The following is an 18,753-nucleotide window of genomic DNA, read 5'->3' on the forward strand; positions in this document are numbered from 1 at the left end:
AACCAAACCTCAGCTCAGCCAGCTAACCAACCGCGTCCCCGCCGCCGGTGAAGCGCTATCTAGGGAATCTAAATTTCCAGCGCAAGAAAGAAATGACGATTCAACCGAGGTTTTCTGTGGATAACCTGTAACAGGTTGTTTTTATTGAAGACAATCGGCGAGGCAGCGCTAACGGCAATAGGGACCGCCGCGATGTTGCGCTGTGTCGTAGTGGAAATGATTCTCGTGCATCCCGTCGGACCCCGGCCCCAGCGTGGTCCCGAAGATGCCACAAGCGTTCCGGTGCATTTCGCGCAAGGCCCGGCTATGGCGCGACAGGCGCGACCAATCATCGCTGACGGTTATGACCTCGCCATCGTCGAGCAGGATCGCGCTGATGTCGATGGCCTTGCCCTTGCCATGCTCTGAGATTCGCGCGCCGGGGCGGTGATTGCGCGTGCGGCAGACGTAATGCGCGGGCACGCGCAGACCGACCACACGGCTGCTGTTGCGCCCCAAGGCGGGCCGCATGGCTTGCGTGACCCAAGTGTGCAGCGCCGTTGCCGTCTGGCAATCGAGGGTCGCGGGCTGCGACAGCTTGATGCCGTCCACATGCGTGACCTGCACCGGCGCAGCCACACCGCAGCCGGGCGTGCTGGAGGTGATCGGCGCGATTGGCTGGCCTTCAAGACCCGCAACCCCGCACAGGTTGCCCGAGGCCCCGCGGCTGGCCTGCGCCGGACCATCGCCCATGAAAGGCACGACCCGACCGATCAGGCGCCCGACCCCGTCGGCCACCGGCACCCGTGGCCCGCCCGAACAAGCGGTCAGAACGGTCAGCGCGACAAGCGAGGCGGCGAGGGGTTTGAACATGGGCTTTTCCTTATTTCTTGTTGCGTCCGAAGTTTGGCGCATCGGTATCCTGCCCCGCGTCGATGATGCCGCGCCGAATGGCGCGGGTGCGGGTGAAATAGGCGTGCAGATGATCGCCATCGCCGCGGCGGATGGCACGTTGCAGGGCAAAGAGTTCTTCTGTGAAGCGGCCCAGAATTTCCAGTGTCGCCTCTTTGTTGCTCAGGAACACATCGCGCCACATGGTCGGGTCGCTCGCGGCGATCCGGGTGAAGTCGCGGAACCCGGCGGCGGAATACTTGATGACCTCGCTATCGGTCACGCGGCGCAGATCATCGGCCACACCGACCATGGTATAGGCAATCAGGTGGGGCGTGTGGCTGGTCACGGCCAGCACAAGGTCATGATGGGGCGGGTCCATCAGGTCGACCTGCGCGCCCATGCCCTGCCACAGGCGGGTCAGACGGTCGGTCGCGGCAGCATCCGTGCCGTCGAGTGGCGTCAGGATGGTCCAGCGATTGTCGAAGAGTTCGGCAAAGCCCGAACGCGGGCCGGAATGTTCGGTCCCGGCCAGCGGGTGGCCGGGGATGAAATGCACATGCGCGGGCATATGCGGGCCGACCGCGTCGATCACGGCTTGCTTGACCGACCCGACATCGGTGACGGTCGCACCCTTTGCCAGATGCGGCGCGATCTCTTGCGCGACGGCGGCCATGGCGCCCACGGGCACGCACAGGACCACCAGATCCGCGCCCTTGACGGCGTCGGCGGCGGTGTCGGTCACGCGATCGACCAGCCCGATTTCGGCGGCGATGGCACGCGTCTCGGCAGAGCGGGCTGTGCCGACAATCTCGGCCACCAGATCGCCCCGGCGCATGGCCAGCGCCATCGACCCCGCGATCAGCCCCAGCCCGATAAAGGCCACGCGCTGGTAGAGGTGGCTCATCCCTGCCCCTCCATGAAACCGGCGATGACATGGGCCACGCGGCGGCAAGCGGATTCGTCACCCACCGTGATGCGTAGGGCTTCGGGCAGGCCATAGCTGGACACTTGCCGCACGATCAGCCCGTCTGCCAGAAGCGCGGCGTTGCAGGCCTCGGCCTGTTCGGCGCTGGCAAAACGGGCCAGAACGAAATTCGCAAAAGAGGTATCGGTCGCCACGCCACAGGCGTTCAGCCGCTCGGCCAGCCAGTCCCGCAGGCGGGCATTCTCCGTCAGTGATCGACTGATATGGGCGGCATCGCCCAGCGCAGCTTCGGCCACGTCCAGCTGCGTGTTCGACAGGTTGAACGGCCCACGCAGGCGGTTCAGCACTTGCAGCACATGGGCTGGGCCATAGCCCCAGCCAATGCGCAAGCCGCCCAAGCCGTAAAGCTTCGAGAAGGTGCGCGTCATCACCACGTTCTCGCGGCTGTCGACCAGCGCCGCGCCGCCGTCATAGCCGTCGACATATTCGGCATAGGCACCATCCAGCACCAGCAGGGTTTGCGGCGGCAGGTTGTCGGCCAAGCGTTCAAGTTCCGACACGGGCACCATGGTGCCCGTAGGGTTGTTGGGGTTGGCCACAAAGACCAGCTTGGTGCGTTCCGTCGCAGCGGCCAGAAGCGCATCGACATCGGTCGTGCGCTCACGCTCCGGTGCTTTCACGGGGGTCGCCCCGGCGGCCATGGCGCTGATCGGATACATCAGGAAGCCGTGCTGAGAATACAGCACTTCATCGCCCGGCCCGGCATAGCCCTGACACAGGAAGGTGATGATCTCGTCCGAGCCGGCCCCGCAGATGATGCGCTCTGCATCCAACCCGTGATGTGCCGCGATCGCCGCGCGCAAGGAGGCGTGGTCGGTCGAGGGGTAGCGATGCAGATCCAGCCCCGCGCGCTGATACGCGGTGCGCGCCAATTCGCCCGCGCCAAACGGGTTTTCGTTGGAAGACAGTTTCACGACATCGTCGCGACCCGCGATCTTGGAGGTGCCGCCTTGGTAAAGGGCAATATCCATGATGCCGGGCTGGGGGCGGATCTGGTTGGGCATGTCTGGTCCTATGGAACGTGTGCCCCACGTCTTAGCGCCGCACAGGGGGCAGGGCCAGAACCCTTTGCGCCCGCCATGCGTCAGCCCGGCCGCCGCGTTGCACTTGTGCCGCGCGGACGGGCTATTCGGCGGCCTCTATCGCCTCGCCCAGACGGCTGGCGCGCGGATAGGTGCCCGTATCCGTGCGCGTGCGGGTTTCCAGAACCGGGCGATTGTCGGACACGTTGCCGGTTTCCTCGCGCACAAGGATGAAGATACCGCTTGCGATGATGATCGCGGCCCCCAGAATCGTATACAGATCCACCGCCTCGCCGAAGAACAGCGCGCCGAACAGAACCGCCCAGATGATCTGCGAATATTGCATCGGCGCAATCTGGAAAGCCGGGGCGCGCTTATAGGCTGCGATCACGCACAGGCTGGCCAGCAGCGCAAGAACCGACATCGCGGCCATCGCCCCGAAATCGGCGAGGGGCATGGGCCGATAGACGAAGGGCAATGCCGCCCCCATGACCAGAAAATTCGCCATCATGGGATACAGCAGCAAGACGACATTGCGCTCTTCCGCGCCAATCTTGCGCACGATGATCGACGCGGTCGCCCCGCCCAGTGCCCCCAAGAGCGCGGCCAAATGGCCAAGGCCAAGCTCTGTTTCCTGACCCGGACGCAGCACCACCAAAACGCCGGCCAGACCGACAAGCACCGCCCCGGCACGCCGCCAGCCGACCCGTTCGCCCAGAACCGGCACCGACAGAAGCGTAATCAAAAGCGGGGTGGCGAACAGGATCGCGTAGGTCTGCGCCAGCGGCAAAACCGAAAAGGCGTAGAACACGCTGACCCCGGTTACGACCGCGGCGACCGTGCGCAGCGCGGTCCAGCCCGGATAGCGCGGCAACAGGTTGCCGTCGGTGCGGTCGCGCATCAGCATAAGCATCGCCAGGGGCAGGCCCAGCAAAACGCTGAAAAACACGATCTGGAACGGGCTGTAATCGCCGCCCAGCGATTTGACGATCACGTCATGGGACGAGAACAGCGCGAAAGCCAGAAGCGCAAGCCCCGGACCCAATAGCCGTGACGAAGAGAGCTGCGACATGACAAACCTCTGTGCCTGCAATCATGGTACCGCTACCACGCCGCCACAGCCCGGTTCAACCGCTGGCGACCACGCTCGGCGGATAAACGGTGGCATTGCCTGCCTGCATGGCACCCTCTGCCCGGTCAAACCGCAAATAGGCAATCGCCAGATTGCCCGATTGCGTGAACAGTGTGCCGACGGGCTTGCCATCGGTCTCTATAGTGGTGCCAACGGGGGCCTGCCCCGATAGGCGCACGGTCGCAAAGCCTTTGCGCAGTTCGGTCTTGTGGTGCATCCGCGCCGTCACTTCTTGGCCGACATAGCAGCCTTTGCGGAAATCGACCCCGTTCAGGCGGGCAAACCCGGCCTCCAGGATAAAGGTGTCGTTGGGCTGCAATTCGATCCCGGTTTCGGACACGCAATGCGCCACGCGCAGCGCGTCCCAATCTGTGCCATCCTCGGGCAGGGCCACCCCATAGGCGCGCCAGCCCAGATCGGGGTGGCGCGGATCGCGCAGCGCACCCGCCGGCGCTGGCCCCGTGCCGCGGCTGACAGGCATATCTTCGCGGGCCAAGGTGACGGGCGCACGCAGCTTGTACATGCTCAGACGTTTGAACAGGTCATCGACCAAAGGGGTCGCGACATCGACAAGGATATCCGGCCCCTCGGCGACCAGAAAGAAGTCTGCAAGATATTTGCCCTGCGGCGTCAGCATGGCCGCGTAAACGATGCCATCGCTCGCCAGCTTGCGCGTGTCATTGCTGACCAAGCCTTGCAGAAACTTGGCAGGATCCTCGCCCGAAACGCGGATGATCGCCCTGTCCATCTCCGTCACCTCTTTCAACCCTTGCACCTATATAGGCACCGATACCCTGTCCGAACAGCGTTGCCTTGTCTTGCGTTTGAAACCACGGCGCGGGGGCGAAATGCCCCCGCGACCTTGTCAATGCGCGGGCCGGATGAAGGTGCCGTTGCGCAAATCGCGCATCGCTTGCCGAATTTCTTCGGGCGTGTTCATCACGATCGGGCCGTGCCATGCCACCGGTTCTTGAATGGGTGCGCCAGAGATGAGCAGGAAGCGAATGCCCTCTTCCCCCGCCTGCACCGTAACCTCGTCGCCGGTGCCAAAGCGGATAAGCGTCCGGTCGCCCGACATGTCGCGAATATTCACCTCTTCGCCCATGACCTCTTTCTCGAGCAGAACGCCAGAGGGGGCCGAGGCATCCGCAAACGCGCCGGACCCGGCAAAGACATAGGCGAATGCGCGGCGATAGGTGTCGACCTTGAAGGTCTTGCGCACCCCCGGCGGCACCGAGATATCCAGATATTGCGGGTCCGCTGCAATCCCGTCGACCAGGCCGCGCTTGCCCCAGAAATCGCCCACGATCACCCGCACCTTGGTGCCGTCATCGTCGATGACTTCCGGAATATCGGCCGATTTCACGTCTTGGTAACGCGGGGCCGTCATCTTCAGCGCGCCGGGCAGGTTGGCCCAAAGCTGGAAGCCGTGCATCTGCCCCTTGGCATTCCCGCGCGGCATTTCCTGATGCAGAATGCCAGAGCCTGCGGTCATCCATTGCACATCGCCCGCGCCGAGCGTGCCGGTATTGCCAAGGCTGTCGCCATGGTCGACCTCGCCCGCCAGAACGTAGGTGATGGTTTCAATGCCGCGATGCGGGTGCCACGGGAAGCCGCGCAGGTAATGCTCGGGGATCTCGTTGCGGAAATCGTCGAACAGCAGGAACGGGTCAAGCTCTGACGGGTCATGAAAGCCGAAGGCGCGGTGCAGGTGCACGCCTGCGCCCTCCATGGTGGGAACGGCCTTGCGGATGTCGAGTGTGGGGCGGATGGACATGGCATTTCCTTTCGCTGATGCGTTGCGTCAGAAAATGCCCCGCCTGATGCAAGAAACAAGGTGTGATGACCGCGCCAAGGCTGTTCGTTTTTGCACAAGGCACCTGTTATGGAACCGCCGTTTGCAGGTGGTCGTGCAAGGGATGCGCAGTGTCGAGGGTAGTGGCGGGAGGGTTCACCTCCGCTGGCGCGGGCAGTGCGTGGGCCGCTTACCTGCAAGGGCCAATGCCGCACCCGCGCTCCGGATGCACAAAGGCCACGGCACAAACGCGCCGCCCCAAACCCTATAGGTTTCGCGCCACCGTGGCGAAAAGATAAACCGCCGCGCCACAGGTGAGTGCGCCGAGCATGACTATGAGCAGACGTCGGCTGATCGGTATGGCCACAAAGCCCGCGCCGTCTGGCACCCCGGAGAGCGGCGCGTTCTGGCCGCGCACGCTGCGCACGAAATCGGCCAGCGGGTCGGGGTCGGACAGATGCACCCCCATGCTCTGCGGCCTGTTCTTGCGCCGATGCGCCGAGCGCAGGTCCGGCCAACGCGTCCAGACATCGCGCGGAACGGGCGCTTGCAGCGGCACACGGTTGGGGTTGGCAACGATCCCCACCCGCGCCTGCCGGTCGGCAAGTGTTTCGCTGCGCCGTCGTTCCGCCAGTTTCGCTTTTGACAAGGTCATCCCGAACCTCCCCCATGCCCTACCAGCCACAAGACTACCGGCAAGGGGTTTACAAACGATTACCGCGCCTGCGCCGCGCGCCGGGCACCTTGGAGCTGAACTCGGGCGGGCGCTTGCGCACCCATGCCAGAAACTTCGCCAGCCGCGGATGCGCGCGCAATGCCTCTACCGTGTTGAAATCGCGCGCCAATTCCGACTCGCTGAGTGTGGCATGGATTTCCTTGTGGCAGATATGGTGCAGCAACACGACCGGCCCGCCCTTGCCGCCGCGCAGCTTGGGGACAAGATGGTGCAGGCTTTGCGGCACCCCCAGCGGAATCGGGCGGTCGCAAAGCGGGCAGATCGGGTCTTGCATATCGGGCATGGTGCTGGCGGCGCTTTCGTTTTATCAGGAAGGTATCTAGATCGGGGTGCACCCCGGAACCACCTTGCAAGGCAAACCCATGCCGACCGAAAAGATTGCCGCCCTGCTGGATGACTGGAGCGCCGCGCTCGCATCCGGCGACCCGTCCATTATCGCGGACCTTTATGCCCCCGACGCGGTTTTGCTGCCGACAGTCTCGCATCAGATCCGGCTGGATCGCGGCCAGATCCGCCGCTACTTCCGCGATATCATGATGCGCCGCGCGACCTCTCGCTTCGTGGAGGTGCATTCGCGGCTGTTCGACACGATCGGCATCAATTCCGGCATCTACATCTTCAAGATGCACCGCGACGACGGCACCCCGTTCGACCTGATTTGCCGCTTCACCTTTGTCTACATGCTTCTCGACGGCGCGTGGAAGATCATCGAGCACCACTCGTCGGTCATGCCCGATCAGGTCTGACGGCGGGCGCAACTTTCCTGCAAAGCATCTTCCAGCCGGTCGAAGAATTTCGGGCTGGTGCCGTGGCCCATCTGGCTGCGCAACACCTTGGCCACTTCCGGCGTGGCGGCGACAAGTGCAAGGCATCCGCCCTGACGTTCCAGCCTGCGGGCCAGCCCGGCCATGGATTGCGCGCCAGAGGTGTCGACGAAGGGCACGCGCGACAGATCGAGGATCAGCATACGCGGCAATTCGGAAATGCGGTCCAGCACGCGGCCCATCGTGGCAGCGGCACCGAAGAAATACGCGCCGCGCAGGCTGTAGATGACGACATTTTCCGTCTGCTCGCGCGGGGCGGCGTCGGGCGGGGTGATGGGTTCCAGCTTGGCCGCTTCCGACATGCGCCGGATGAACACCGCACCGCCCAGCGCGGTGCCCGCGATAATTCCTTCGGTCAGGTCGCGGAACACCACCAGCAAGAAGGTTATCAACAACACCGCCGCATCCGCGCGGCTGACGCGCAGCAGGGTCAGGAATTCTTCCTTCTCGAACATGTTCCACGCGACCACGATCAGCACGCCCGCAAGTGCGGCCAGAGGGATATGCACCGCGAGGGGGGCCGCGACCAGCAGCACCAGCGCAACGAAAACGGCGTGCAACATGCCAGAGACCGGCCCACGGCTGCCCGCGCGCACATTGGTGGCGGTGCGCGCGATCGTGCCCGTCACGCAGAAGCCGCCGAACAGCGCAGAGCCGATATTGGCCACCCCCTGCCCCAACAGTTCGGCATTCGAGCGGTGGCGCTGCCCGCTCATGCCATCGGCCACCACCGCCGACAGAAGCGACTCAATCGCGCCCAGAAGCGTGAAGGCCACGGCGAAGGGCAAGGCTTCCAGAATGGCAGCAAGAGCAAAATCGGGCAGGTGCGGCGCGGGCAGGCTGCGCGGCAGATCGCCGAACCGGTCGCCAATGGTTTCCAGTGGCACGCCGGCATAGGCCAGCACGCCCCCAAGCGCGATCGCGATCAACATGCCCGGCCAGCCGGGGCGATAGCGCCGCAACAGCTGGATCAGCGCGACCGTCCCCGCCGCGACCATCAGGGTCGTCAGGTCGACCGTGCCGCGCGCGTCCCAGAGCACGGCCAGCTTGTGCAGGAACTCTGGCGGGGCTGCCTGATCCAGCCGCAAGCCGAAGAAATCCGCGATCTGGCTGGTGGCGATGATGATCGCAATGCCAGAGGTAAACCCTACCGTGACCGGGAACGGTATGAACTTGATGTAATCGCCCAGCCGCAACAGGCCGATCAGCATCAGCATGATCCCCGACAGGAAGGTGGCGAGGATCAACCCTTCCAGTCCGATTTGCATGACCGTTCCCGCAACCAGCACGATGAACGCCCCCGCCGGACCGCCGATCTGGTAGCGCGACCCACCCATCAGCGACACAAGGAACCCGCCCACAATCGCGGTATACAGCCCGCGCTCGGGGCCAACGCCCGATGCAATCGCGATCGCCATCGACAGCGGCAAGGCAACGATGGCAACCGTCAGGCCCGCAATCGCGTCCGCACGCAGGTCTGCCAGGCTGTATCCATTGGCCAAGGCCGTCACGCTCATCGGGCGCAAATCGTCAATCAGGGTCGAGGTGTCTTGGCTGGCCATGGTCGCTCCGCAGGTTTGCAGGCGTTTTTTGCCTCGTGCCGCGCATTGTCAAGGCGGCGCAACTGCGCATCTTTTCCGAAGCGTGATGTCCTTGGGCCCGCATTTGCCTTAAAATCACTGCAATCACCCCCTAAACACCCCGTGCTTGACCGGCCAAAACACGCCGGTGGCGGCTTGCGGTGTAAATGGCTTGTTAAACAAATGCTGCGATGGTCCCGCCAGTGTAATAGGATAAAGGTTATGCCCATGGTTGCGATCACCCGTCTCAGACCTGCCGAAGCGATTGACGTGGATTGCTCGGTCGTCGCGGCATTGTTCTGCGCGCACGGCCCGCTGAAGGCAGAAGACATGCTGATGGACCATGTCGCGGACCTGACAGACCGCATCGGTTTTCTGGACGATTCCGTGCAAAACCTTGGGTTGGGTCCGACGCTTGTGCGGGCCTCGGCGGAATTGCAGGATCTGGCCTTGCTGGCCAGCGGCATCGGGCTGACATCGCTGGCGACTGCGCTTCAGGCAAGCTCTGACGCGGCGCGCGCCGATAATCGGACCGCCCTGCCCGCACTGTGGGATCGGGTAAAGCGCATTGGCGATCAATCGCTTGTCCTGCTGTGGGACATTCCGCAATTGCGCATGTGACCGGTCCCCTCTGCCAGGCCGAAAAAGCCGCTGCACTTCCCGCTTTCGCTGCGCTAGTCTTTGTCCGACACAACGGAAGGACAATCCCGCATGAGCAGCTTGCCCCCCTACAGCTTTGCCCCGGACACGGACAGCGCGATCGACCTTTACCTGGTCGCCTCCGAAGCACTTGACGCATGGCTGGCCGGGCAACCCGACCGGCTGCAATCCTGGCTGCGGGCCACGGGCTTTGCCGCGAAACCGGCAGAGATTGCCCTTGTCCCCGACGGGAACGGTGCTGTCGCCTGCGCCATTGTGGGGCATGGATCAGAGCGTGACCGCCAGCGCGGGCGCTTCCTGCTGGGCGCGGCGCGGGCGCGCCTGCCACTCGCGACCTACCGCCTGCGTCACAGCCTGCCCCCGGAAGAGCTGGCCGAAAGCGCCCTTGGATGGTTGCTTGCGGCCTATTCCTACAGGTCCGGCACATCTGCACTCAAGGACAAGCTGCCAAGCCTTGTTGCGCCAGACGACGTGGATGCCGCGCAGCTTCAGATCATCGCGCAGGCAGAGGCGCTGACCCGCGATCTTATCAACACGCCCGCCAACCAGATGGGCCCGCAAGAGCTGGAAGAGGCGACCCGCGCCCTGGCCGCCAGATTCGGCGCTGATCTGACCGTCATCGCGGGCGACACGCTTCTGGCCCAGAACCTGCCGTTGATCCACACGGTCGGGCGCGCATCTGACCGCCCGCCACGGCTGCTGGACCTGCGCTGGGGCGAAACCGGGCCGAAGCTGACTCTGGTGGGCAAGGGCGTCTGCTTCGACACGGGCGGGCTGAACCTGAAACCCGGTGCCTCGATGGGGTTGATGAAGAAAGACATGGGCGGCGCGGCCACGGTTCTGGGGCTGGCGCAGATGGTCATGGCCTCTGGCTGGGACGTGCGGTTGCGTGTGCTGATCCCGGCGGTGGAAAACGCGGTCGCGGGCAACGCCATGCGCCCCGGCGACGTGCTGACCTCGCGCAAGGGGCTGACGGTCGAGGTGAACAACACTGACGCCGAGGGCCGCCTTGTTCTGGCCGACGCGCTGGCGCTTGCCTGCGAAGAGACGCCCGACGCGCTGATCTGCATGGCCACCCTGACCGGGGCCGCGCGGGTTGCCCTTGGGGCCGATATCGCGCCCTTCTACACCCATGATGACGCGCTGGCGGATGCGCTGGCCCAAGCCAGCCGCCGCGTGCGCGACCCGCTCTGGCGGATGCCGCTACATCCGGCGTATCAGTCCCAGATCGAACCGGGCATTGCCGATCTGGACAATGCGCCCTCTGGCGGGATGGCAGGGTCCATCACGGCCGCGCTGTTTCTGGACCGTTTCGTCGAGGGCGTGCCGCGCTTTGCCCATTTCGACATCTACGGCCACCAGCCCAGCGCCGCGCCCGCCCGCCCCAAGGGCGGCGTCGGCCAAGGCGCGCGCGCGCTGTTCGCGGCGCTGCCGGGCGTGTTGTCCCTGTGAGCGACCCGCGCATCACGCCTTTCTCGGGCCGGGTGGCGCATGACAGCCTGAGCGGCCAGGTCGACGCGCCTGCCTTCACATCCGGGCAGGCGGCAAGCATTACGGCACCCATCGTAGATCTGTTGCGCCGCCCCGGCGGACCACGCGACCGCCAGCTTTTGCGCGGCGCGCAGGTGCTGGAACTTGATCGCGCGGGGGCCATGTCCTTTGTGCTGTGGGACGGCTACTGCGGCTGGGTGGACCAGCACGCGCTTGGCGCGGCACAAAAGCCGACGCATTGGGTGCACGCGCCGGCCACGCATCTCTACACCGCGCCAGACCTGAAAAGCCCGGAAACCGCCAGCCTGTCGCTTGGTGCGCGGCTGCGAATCAGCGGCGAAACCGGTGCTTTCCTGCACACCGATTGCGGCCATTTCGTGCCGCGCCAGCATGTCGCCCCCTGCACGGATCACGCCCCGGACCCGGTGAGCGTTGCCGAATCCCTGCTGGGCACACCCTATCTGTGGGGCGGCAACAGCCGTGCCGGGATAGACTGCTCGGGGCTTGTGCAGATCGCGCTTCACGCGGCGGGGCGGGCCTGCCCTGCCGATAGCGACCTGCAAGAACACGCCTTCGCGCCCCATGGCTTGCCCCCCGGCAGCGCGGCCAAGCGGGGCGATCTGTTGTTCTGGCGCGGTCATGTGGCCTGGGTGACGGACCCCGAAACCATTCTGCACGCGAATGCCTTCACCATGTCCGTGGCCTATGAGGGGCGAGAGGAGGCCATCGCCCGCATCGCGCCCGAAAGCCCCGTAACATCACATATCCGCTTGCCTGCCCCATAGCGTGCTCCTGCACCATATGAGCATGGCAAGTCTGCGCCATCAGCCCTTGCGCGGCTTAGCCCGCAAGGTGGGATCGGCTTGCAGCGGGTCTTCGGGCCAAGGGTGCTTTGGGTATTGGCCGCGCATATCCTTGCGCACATCGGCATAGCTGGTGGCCCAGAAACCGGGCAGATCGGTCGTGACCTGCACAGGTCGGCGCGCGGGTGACAGCAGCACCAACCGCAAGGGCAGCCGCTTTGGCCCGACGGTCGGGTGCACAGCCTGCCCGAACAGTTCCTGCAACCGAAGCTGCACCTCTGGCGCGTCGCCCGAGTAGTCGATGGGCACACGGTTGCCCAAGGGGGTGACGAAGTGCGCAGGCGCTTGGGTGTCGAGCATCTGCATCTGTTCCCAGTCCAGCCGCGCGCGCAGCGCGGGCAACAGGTCGAGCGCGCGCAAATCCTCGGCGCTGCGCACGCCGTTCAGATGAGGGCCAAGCCAGTCTTCCAGCCCGTCCAGCAGCGCCGCGTCGCGCATATCGGGCAAATCCGCCCCCTGCGCGCGCAACAGTTCCACCCGCGCGATGAAGCGGCGCACGGCATCACTCAGCGGCAGGCCAAGATCGCGCAACCCGTCGCAGGCGGCACCGATCAGCGCGGTCGCATCCGGGTCACGCCAATGCCGTTCGGCCAGCACCAGCGCGCCAAAACACTCGCGTTCACGCGCCAGAATGCGGCGTTCGCGCTTTGACCATTCGCAGATGCGCTGCCAATGAAACCGGTCGCCATACAGGCCGCGCAACGCGCTTTCCGAAATCGGGACCGCTTGACGAATGCGTGCCTCGCGCGGGTCGCCGTCCGTGTCGGTCACGACCAGCAGACGGGTCTGCGCCAGCGGGTCGCCCTCTGGCAGCACAGCACCCTTGCCGCCTGACAGAACGAAGCGGGGCGCATCGCCCTTGCGGCGCAGCCCGATGCGGTCGGGATAGGCCAGCGCCGCCATCTCGGCCGCCGACACCCCCGTGCCACCCTCCGCCTGCCGGGCGATCCGGCGCTGGACATCGCGCGCACGCTCCAGCGTGGGGCGGTGCAGGTCATAAGGGTGGCGCGCCTGAAATGCCTTCGGGTCGCGCACCGCCTCCAGCCGCATGGTCAGGTCCACGGGCGCGCCGCGCAGCACATCGCCTTCGGACAAAAGCGCGGCCAAGGGGGCGGCATCGCGCCCTGCAAGCAGCACCATATGGGCAAGGCGCGGGTGCAGCGGATAGGCCACCATCGCGCGGCCATGCGCGGTGATGCGGCCCGCCGCATCAAGCGCACCCAGATCGACTAGTAGCGCGCGGGCCTCTGCCAGGGCGGCGTCGGGCGGCGGGGTCAGGAAGCGCAAGTCTTCGTCCCCGCCCCAAGCCGCCAATTCCAGCGCCAGCCCGGCCAGATCGGCGCGCTCCATCTCTGGCGGGGCGAAGGCGGCGAGCGCGCCCTCTTCCGCGCGCGCCCACAGACGGAAACAGACACCTTCGGCCACACGGCCCGCTCGGCCCGCCCTTTGTGTTGCTTCGGCGCGGGTCACACGCTCTGTGACAAGCCGCGACATGCCTGTGCCCGGATCGAACCGCGCGCGCCGCGCCAGCCCGCAATCGACCACGACCCGCACATCTTCGATGGTCAGCGAGGTTTCCGCGATCGCCGTGGCCAGCACGATCTTGCGCGCGGTCCGGTCGGGCGCGATGGCCGCACGCTGCGCCGCCAAGGGCAAAGCGCCGTATAATGGGCGGATCACGGCCCCCGGCACTTTTCCATCCAGCAGGGCCGCCACGCGACGGATTTCCCCTTCACCGGGCAGAAAAACCAGCATCGCCCCCTCGGTCTGCGCGGCAGCGTCCATGACCAGCGCGGCGGCGGCATTTTCGAACCGCTCTTCCTTGCGGCGGGGGCGGTCCAGCCAGCGGGTTTCGACGGCGAATGCACGCCCTTCGGCGGTCAGGATGGGTGCATTGTCCAGAAGCTGCGCGACCGGGGCGGCATCCAGCGTGGCCGACATGACGACCAGTGCCAGATCGGGGCGCAGGGCCGCGCGCACCTCGTAGGCTAGCGCCAAGCCCAGATCAGCATTCAGCGAGCGTTCGTGAAATTCGTCGAAGATCACCGCGCCTATGCCCGCCAGTTCCGGGTCCGATTGCAGCATCCGCGTCAGGATGCCTTCGGTCACGACCTCTATCCGGGTGCGTTTGGATACGACCGCTTCGCCCCGGATACGGTAGCCCACGGTCGCGCCCACGTCTTCGCCCATCAGCCGCGCCATTTGCTCGGCGGCGGCGCGCGCGGCGAGGCGGCGCGGCTCTAGCATGACGATGCGGCCCGCGATCTGGTCAAGTAGCGCCAAGGGCACGCGCGTGGTCTTGCCCGCGCCCGGCGGCGCTTGCAGCACCGCACGGCCATGGGTGGCAAGCGCAGTTTTCAGCTCTGTCAGAATATCGTCGATGGGCAGGCGCATGGGCGCGGTTATGCCCGCGCCGCGCAGCGCAATCAATGAGGCTAAGGCCCGTGGCGGCCCCGGCGCGTCTTGATCTGGATCATCGCATAGCGGGGAAACCCGCACTTTTCTTGCGGCCAACGGTATAGCGCAGGGGGAAATGGCAGATGAGCAAGAGTTTTGACCTGCCGCTTTACCCCTATGCGCGCCATGCCGACCAGGACCAGGATCAGGACAGACCGGCACGCCACCCCGTGGTGATTGTCGGCGCTGGGCCGGTCGGGCTGGCAGCGGCGATAGACCTTGCCCTGCACGAGGTGCCCGTGCTGGTGCTGGATGACAATGACCGCGTCAGCACAGGATCGCGCGCGATCTGCTTTTCCCAGCGCACGTTGCAGATTCTGGACCGACTGGGCTGCGGGCAGGCGGCCGACATGGGCGTGACATGGAACACGGGCCGCGTGTTTCATGGCGCGGGTGAAGTCTGCGGCTTTACCGTTCTGGACGAAGACAGCCACAAGCACCCAGCCTTCGTGAACCTGCAACAATACCAGTTGGAACATATCCTTGTGCAACGCGCGCAGGCGCTGGCGGCGCAAGGGGGACCCCTGCAAATTCGGGGGCGCAACCGGGTCGAAGCCATCGGCACCCATGATGACCATGTGCGGCTCAGCGTCTCGACGCCCGAGGGCGATTACGAGGTGCACGCGGATTGGCTGCTGGCCTGTGACGGGGCGAATTCGCCCACCCGTCGGATGATGGGTCTGGATTTCGTGGGCCGCGCGTTTGAGGACAACTTCCTAATCGCCGATGTCGTCATGCAGGCCGATTTCCCGACCGAGCGGCATTTCTGGTTCGACCCGCCTTTCAACCCCGGCCAATCGGCCATGCTGCACCGGCAACCGGGCGACCTGTGGCGCATCGACCTGCAACTGGGCCGCGACATTGATCCGGAGGTCGAGAAACGCCCCGAGCGCGTGATCCCGCGCCTGAAAGCAATGCTGGGGCCGGACAAGGATTTCGCGCTGGAATGGGTGTCGATCTACAAGTTCCAGTGCCGCCGGATGGAACGGTTCCGCAGCGGCCGGGTGATCTTTGCAGGCGACAGCGCGCATCAGGTCAGCCCGTTCGGCGCTCGTGGGGCCAATTCGGGCATTCAGGATGCCGATAACCTTTGCTGGAAACTGGCCGCTGTTGTGAAGGGCCACGCACCAGAGGCGCTTCTGGACAGTTACGAATTCGAACGCGTCTATGCAGCGGATGAGAATATCCTGAGCGCGACGCGGGAAACCGAGTTCATCACGCCCTCGACACAGGCCAGCAAACTGTTTCGCGACGCGGTTCTGGCATTGGCCGAAACGCAGGATTTCGCGCGCCCTATGGTCAATTCAGGCCGTCTGTCACGGCCCACCAGCTATGACGAATCCACGCTGACCAGCCCAGACGCCGACGGGCTGCCCGACATCACCCGCCCCGGTGCGCCCATACCGGATGCACCTGTGCCGGGTGGCTGGCTGTTGGATCAGACCGGCGGCGATTTTTGTCTGCTGTGGGTGAATGGCGCGCCGCCGCCGGACCTGCCGCAGCTCGCCCTGCCGCTGCGCGTGGTGCATATTGACCCGGTTCAGGCCCCGCTCGTGGCGCAGCGCTATCTGGGCGACGCAGCCCGCGCGGCCTATCTGCTGCGGCCCGATCAACATGTCGCCGCCCGCTGGCGCGCCCCCGAAACCAAGCCGCTGATCGCCGCGCTTGCGCGTGCGCTGTCCCAGCCAGAGGCCGCCCATGTCTGAGCTTATCCTGCATCGCAACCTGGACGATCCCGACGGGGTCTATGCCGATCTTGTCGCCGCGCATGATGGGCTAAGCAAGGCCGAGAGCGACGCGCTGACCGCGCGGCTGGTCTTGATCCTGGTGAACCATATCGGGTCACGTGATGTGCTGAATGCAGCACTTCAGGCTGCCAACAAAGCAGGCACGCTGGAGTGATCCTTGCGACGGCGCGCCTGAAATGCCCAATCGTGATGGGACCACGCCACGCTTTTGCCTTAATGTCGTCGTCAAACCGCTTGAATAGCTGTTAATAAGTTCTCAAAACGGAAACAATGCTCCGTTCTGGCAGACAGCGAGGCGCGCACCGGCATGGTGGACACGACACGGCTAGAAAAACTGTTGGGCCGCGCGCCCGATCCGGTCGCGAAGCGGCCCGGCTCTGCGTCGGTTCCGGCCACGCGCAGCATGGCGCTGTCGGGCCATCGGGACATGCGCCGCGAAGGGGCCGCGCGTGCCCTGTCGCCGCAACGCTTGGTGCAGGTCGAAGCGCAATGGGACAGCCTGCCGGGCTTTCGGCGCAACCCCAAGCCCGACGCCGCGATCAGCCAGTTCAACAAGCAAGCCCGCGCGCCCGAGATCATCGCGATGTTCGACGTGTTGCGCACGCAACTGGCACAGACCTTCGCCGAGCGCCGCGTGCGGACCTTGGCGATCACCGCGCCGCTTGGCGGCTGTGGCACCAGCTTCGTGACCGCGGGGCTGCTGGCCAGCTTTGCCCGGCGCAACGAACAGCGTGTGCTAGCGCTGGACCTGAACCTGGCCGCCCCGGCGCTGCACCGGTATTTCGAGCTTGAGACCCCCGGCCCGATGGATCGCCTGATCTCTGGCGCGGCCAGCCCGCATGAGCATCTGGTCAAGATCACCAGCCGCGTGGCCGTGGGCCTTGGCGCCGCAAGCACCACGCCGGACCTGCTGACCCAATCCATCTCGGCCCATGAACTGGCAGAAATGCTGGATGAGCTGACCGTCGAATTCGCGCCCGAACTTGTCATCTGCGACCTGCCGCCCTTGCTGGAAGGGGACGCCGCCATGACGATCCTGCCGCAAATGGGGGCAACGCTTCTGGTGGCCGACAGCACCAGCACGACCGCCGCCGAGATCACGCAATGCGAGCGGCTCTTGGCCGAAAAGAGCGATTTTCTGGGTGTGATCCTGAACCAGACCACCGGGGCCGTGCGCGGCTTCGGCAAGCGCAGTTAGCGAGCGGAGCAAGCGATGGGCCCCATCCAGACATTAGACGAGCTGTTCAGCTTCCTGTCGCGCCGCGCCGCCCTGATCGCGGCGGTTGCCTTTGTCGCAATGATCGGCGCGATCTTCGTGGCCCTGACGACAGAGCACACCTATCAAAGCCAGGCCGTCATCCAGGTCGAAGGCCCAAGCGTGGGCAGCGACGTGACGGCGGCGGCCGTGCCGTCCAGTGCCGCGCGGCGTCTGGCCTCGGTCGAGCAGCGGCTGATGTCGCGCGACAACCTGCTGGATCTGGCCGTGAAATACGACATGTTCACCGGCATGACCCCGCAAGAGCGTGTGGCCGGAATGCGGGAATCGATCCGTTTCGAGGTGGTCGCCGCAATCCGTGAACGCGCGGCCCTTGGCACCGATGTCACCAGCGAAAACCGTGCGCGCACCCTGACCGTCAGCGTGACCGAGGCCTTTGCGACCGATGCCATCGTCTCGCTCGTGCGGGTGATGACCGAAGCGGGCGATCCACAGGTCGCCGCCGATCTGGCCAATGAACTGGCGCAAGCGATCGTGCAGGAAAACGCTTCTGCCGTGGCTGGAAACGTGCGCGAGGCGGTGGATTTCTTCGCCCGTCAAGAAGAGCGGCTGAAGCAGGAAATCGACAGCGTTGCGGCTGAAATCGTGGCCTTCAAGGCCGAGAATTTCGAGCTTCTGCCCGAAGCCATGGAAGACCGCCGCACAGAGCAGGCGATCATCCGCGAAGAGCTTTTGCGCGCGACCCGCGACATTGCCGCGCTGGAAAGCGAGATCGCCGCGCTGGAAGAGCGCCGCACCCTGCGCGCGACCGAGCAGCGCCGGCTGAACGCCGCGCAGGAAGAACTGCTGACCGCCCAGCGCGAGTTGGACCAGTTGCGCCAGCAATCCGACGCCTTGGACCGGCTGGCCCGCGCCGCGCCGCAAGTGGCGTTCCAGTTGGATTCGCTTGAACGCCGCGAATTCCAGTTGCGCGAACAGTTGAACGAAATCGCCGACCGCCGACTGACCGCTGCCTTGGGCGAGCAGTTGGACGACGACCAGAATTTCGAACGGTTCGAGATGCTCGAAGCCGCCCTGCCCGCCGATTACCCGTCATCGCGGTCACGCGCGTCGATGGTTGTGATGGGTCTGGCCGCTGGCCTGTTTCTGGGCCTGATGCTGTCCTATGCCGCCGAATGGCTGAAACCCGCCTTGCGCAGCGCCGCACAGGTCGAGCGCGAACTGGGAATGCAGCCGGTGCTGGTGCTGCCCCGCATAGAGCTGCCCTCTGAGAAACGCCGCCGTACCATCGCGTGGAGCGCGGGCGGCGCGCTTGTGCTGCTGACGGGCCTTGCCCTTGTCGCCATGCGCATGAGCGGCTGAGAGGCACGG

Annotated in this window: 18 protein-coding genes; 8 read left to right on the plus strand and 10 right to left on the minus strand. The window is 65.3% G+C overall.

Annotation, left to right across the window (positions count from 1 at the left end; all coding sequences use genetic code 11):
• Positions 1-168: 168 nt before the first annotated feature.
• The 8 genes from J1C52_RS13375 to J1C52_RS13410 all read right to left on the minus strand — a co-directional run bounded on the left by J1C52_RS13375 (position 169) and on the right by J1C52_RS13410 (position 6,817).
• Positions 169-852 (minus strand): extensin family protein, encoded by a 684-nt coding sequence (locus J1C52_RS13375; RefSeq protein WP_227428452.1) that lies wholly within the window; start codon positions 850-852, stop codon positions 169-171.
• 10 nt (positions 853-862) lie between these two features.
• Positions 863-1,777, minus strand: coding sequence for a prephenate/arogenate dehydrogenase family protein (locus tag J1C52_RS13380; RefSeq protein WP_227428453.1), 915 nt, complete (start codon positions 1,775-1,777; stop codon positions 863-865).
• A complete protein-coding gene (hisC, locus tag J1C52_RS13385; RefSeq protein ID WP_227428454.1) occupies positions 1,774-2,862 on the minus strand; it encodes a histidinol-phosphate transaminase in 1,089 nt (362 codons plus the stop codon). The genes J1C52_RS13380 and hisC overlap by 4 nt, the downstream gene beginning before the upstream one ends.
• Before the next feature lie 121 nt (positions 2,863-2,983).
• Positions 2,984-3,952, minus strand: coding sequence for a DMT family transporter (locus tag J1C52_RS13390; RefSeq protein ID WP_227428455.1), 969 nt, complete (start codon positions 3,950-3,952; stop codon positions 2,984-2,986).
• 55 nt (positions 3,953-4,007) lie between these two features.
• Positions 4,008-4,769, minus strand: a complete 762-nt coding sequence (locus J1C52_RS13395) for a YgfZ/GcvT domain-containing protein (protein WP_227428487.1) — start codon at positions 4,767-4,769, stop codon at positions 4,008-4,010.
• Positions 4,770-4,877: 108 nt separating this feature from the next.
• Positions 4,878-5,789: a pirin family protein gene (locus tag J1C52_RS13400; RefSeq protein ID WP_227428456.1), complete on the minus strand. Its 912-nt coding sequence runs from the start codon at positions 5,787-5,789 to the stop codon at positions 4,878-4,880.
• A gap of 283 nt (positions 5,790-6,072) precedes the next feature.
• The gene (locus J1C52_RS13405) at positions 6,073-6,462 is read right to left on the minus strand and encodes a hypothetical protein (RefSeq protein ID WP_227428457.1); all 390 of its coding nucleotides are present in this window, start codon (positions 6,460-6,462) and stop codon (positions 6,073-6,075) included.
• A 49-nt stretch (positions 6,463-6,511) separates the two neighbouring features.
• A complete protein-coding gene (locus J1C52_RS13410; protein WP_227428488.1) occupies positions 6,512-6,817 on the minus strand; it encodes an HNH endonuclease in 306 nt (101 codons plus the stop codon).
• Between the two features lie 88 nt (positions 6,818-6,905).
• Here J1C52_RS13410 and J1C52_RS13415 point away from each other — a divergent pair, with 88 nt between their 5' ends.
• A complete protein-coding gene (locus J1C52_RS13415) occupies positions 6,906-7,289 on the plus strand; it encodes an SgcJ/EcaC family oxidoreductase (protein WP_227428458.1) in 384 nt (127 codons plus the stop codon).
• Here J1C52_RS13415 and J1C52_RS13420 read toward each other — a convergent pair.
• Complete coding sequence (locus J1C52_RS13420) at positions 7,280-8,929, minus strand: SulP family inorganic anion transporter (protein ID WP_370633273.1); 1,650 nt, start codon at positions 8,927-8,929, stop codon at positions 7,280-7,282. The genes J1C52_RS13415 and J1C52_RS13420 overlap by 10 nt on opposite strands.
• A 240-nt stretch (positions 8,930-9,169) precedes the next feature.
• On the opposite strand from J1C52_RS13420, the gene J1C52_RS13425 reads away from it, so the two are divergent.
• From J1C52_RS13425 to J1C52_RS13435, 3 genes are all read left to right on the plus strand, one after another.
• Positions 9,170-9,568 carry a hypothetical protein gene (locus tag J1C52_RS13425; protein ID WP_227428459.1) on the plus strand — a complete coding sequence of 133 codons (399 nt, stop codon included), beginning with the start codon at positions 9,170-9,172 and terminating at the stop codon, positions 9,566-9,568.
• Positions 9,569-9,658: 90 nt separating this feature from the next.
• Complete coding sequence (locus tag J1C52_RS13430) at positions 9,659-11,059, plus strand: leucyl aminopeptidase family protein (protein ID WP_227428460.1); 1,401 nt, start codon at positions 9,659-9,661, stop codon at positions 11,057-11,059.
• Positions 11,056-11,883, plus strand: coding sequence for an NlpC/P60 family protein (locus J1C52_RS13435; RefSeq protein ID WP_227428461.1), 828 nt, complete (start codon positions 11,056-11,058; stop codon positions 11,881-11,883). The genes J1C52_RS13430 and J1C52_RS13435 overlap by 4 nt, the downstream gene beginning before the upstream one ends.
• Before the next feature lie 39 nt (positions 11,884-11,922).
• Here J1C52_RS13435 and hrpB read toward each other — a convergent pair whose 3' ends face one another.
• Positions 11,923-14,355 (minus strand): ATP-dependent helicase HrpB, encoded by a 2,433-nt coding sequence (gene hrpB, locus J1C52_RS13440; protein WP_227428490.1) that lies wholly within the window; start codon positions 14,353-14,355, stop codon positions 11,923-11,925.
• A 146-nt stretch (positions 14,356-14,501) separates the two neighbouring features.
• Here hrpB and J1C52_RS13445 point away from each other — a divergent pair, with 146 nt between their 5' ends.
• The 4 genes from J1C52_RS13445 to J1C52_RS13460 all read left to right on the plus strand — a co-directional run bounded on the left by J1C52_RS13445 (position 14,502) and on the right by J1C52_RS13460 (position 18,744).
• On the plus strand, positions 14,502-16,124 hold the full coding sequence (locus J1C52_RS13445; RefSeq protein ID WP_227428462.1) for an FAD-dependent oxidoreductase: 1,623 nt from the start codon (positions 14,502-14,504) through the stop codon (positions 16,122-16,124).
• Positions 16,117-16,320 (plus strand): DUF2783 domain-containing protein, encoded by a 204-nt coding sequence (locus J1C52_RS13450; RefSeq protein WP_227428463.1) that lies wholly within the window; start codon positions 16,117-16,119, stop codon positions 16,318-16,320. The genes J1C52_RS13445 and J1C52_RS13450 overlap by 8 nt, the downstream gene beginning before the upstream one ends.
• A gap of 153 nt (positions 16,321-16,473) precedes the next feature.
• On the plus strand, positions 16,474-17,364 hold the full coding sequence (locus tag J1C52_RS13455) for a hypothetical protein (protein ID WP_227428464.1): 891 nt from the start codon (positions 16,474-16,476) through the stop codon (positions 17,362-17,364).
• A gap of 15 nt (positions 17,365-17,379) precedes the next feature.
• Entirely contained in the window at positions 17,380-18,744 is a 1,365-nt protein-coding gene (locus J1C52_RS13460; protein ID WP_227428465.1) for a Wzz/FepE/Etk N-terminal domain-containing protein, read from the plus strand.
• Positions 18,745-18,753: the final 9 nt, after the last annotated feature.

It is taken from the genome of Roseibaca sp. Y0-43, from assembly GCF_020667835.1.
Classification (GTDB): domain Bacteria; phylum Pseudomonadota; class Alphaproteobacteria; order Rhodobacterales; family Rhodobacteraceae; genus Roseinatronobacter.

Coding starts and splice junctions, on each gene's coding strand:
- J1C52_RS13375 (WP_227428452.1), bottom strand. CDS start 852: ATGTTCAAACCCCTCGCCGCCTCGCTTGTCGCGCTGACCGTTCTGACC.
- J1C52_RS13380 (WP_227428453.1), bottom strand. CDS start 1,777: ATGAGCCACCTCTACCAGCGCGTGGCCTTTATCGGGCTGGGGCTGATC.
- hisC (WP_227428454.1), bottom strand. CDS start 2,862: ATGCCCAACCAGATCCGCCCCCAGCCCGGCATCATGGATATTGCCCTT.
- J1C52_RS13390 (WP_227428455.1), bottom strand. CDS start 3,952: ATGTCGCAGCTCTCTTCGTCACGGCTATTGGGTCCGGGGCTTGCGCTT.
- J1C52_RS13400 (WP_227428456.1), bottom strand. CDS start 5,789: ATGTCCATCCGCCCCACACTCGACATCCGCAAGGCCGTTCCCACCATG.
- J1C52_RS13405 (WP_227428457.1), bottom strand. CDS start 6,462: ATGACCTTGTCAAAAGCGAAACTGGCGGAACGACGGCGCAGCGAAACA.
- J1C52_RS13410 (WP_227428488.1), bottom strand. CDS start 6,817: ATGCAAGACCCGATCTGCCCGCTTTGCGACCGCCCGATTCCGCTGGGG.
- J1C52_RS13415 (WP_227428458.1), top strand. CDS start 6,906: ATGCCGACCGAAAAGATTGCCGCCCTGCTGGATGACTGGAGCGCCGCG.
- J1C52_RS13420 (WP_370633273.1), bottom strand. CDS start 8,929: ATGGCCAGCCAAGACACCTCGACCCTGATTGACGATTTGCGCCCGATG.
- J1C52_RS13425 (WP_227428459.1), top strand. CDS start 9,170: ATGCCCATGGTTGCGATCACCCGTCTCAGACCTGCCGAAGCGATTGAC.
- J1C52_RS13430 (WP_227428460.1), top strand. CDS start 9,659: ATGAGCAGCTTGCCCCCCTACAGCTTTGCCCCGGACACGGACAGCGCG.
- hrpB (WP_227428490.1), bottom strand. CDS start 14,355: ATGCGCCTGCCCATCGACGATATTCTGACAGAGCTGAAAACTGCGCTT.
- J1C52_RS13445 (WP_227428462.1), top strand. CDS start 14,502: ATGAGCAAGAGTTTTGACCTGCCGCTTTACCCCTATGCGCGCCATGCC.
- J1C52_RS13450 (WP_227428463.1), top strand. CDS start 16,117: ATGTCTGAGCTTATCCTGCATCGCAACCTGGACGATCCCGACGGGGTC.
- J1C52_RS13455 (WP_227428464.1), top strand. CDS start 16,474: ATGGTGGACACGACACGGCTAGAAAAACTGTTGGGCCGCGCGCCCGAT.
- J1C52_RS13460 (WP_227428465.1), top strand. CDS start 17,380: ATGGGCCCCATCCAGACATTAGACGAGCTGTTCAGCTTCCTGTCGCGC.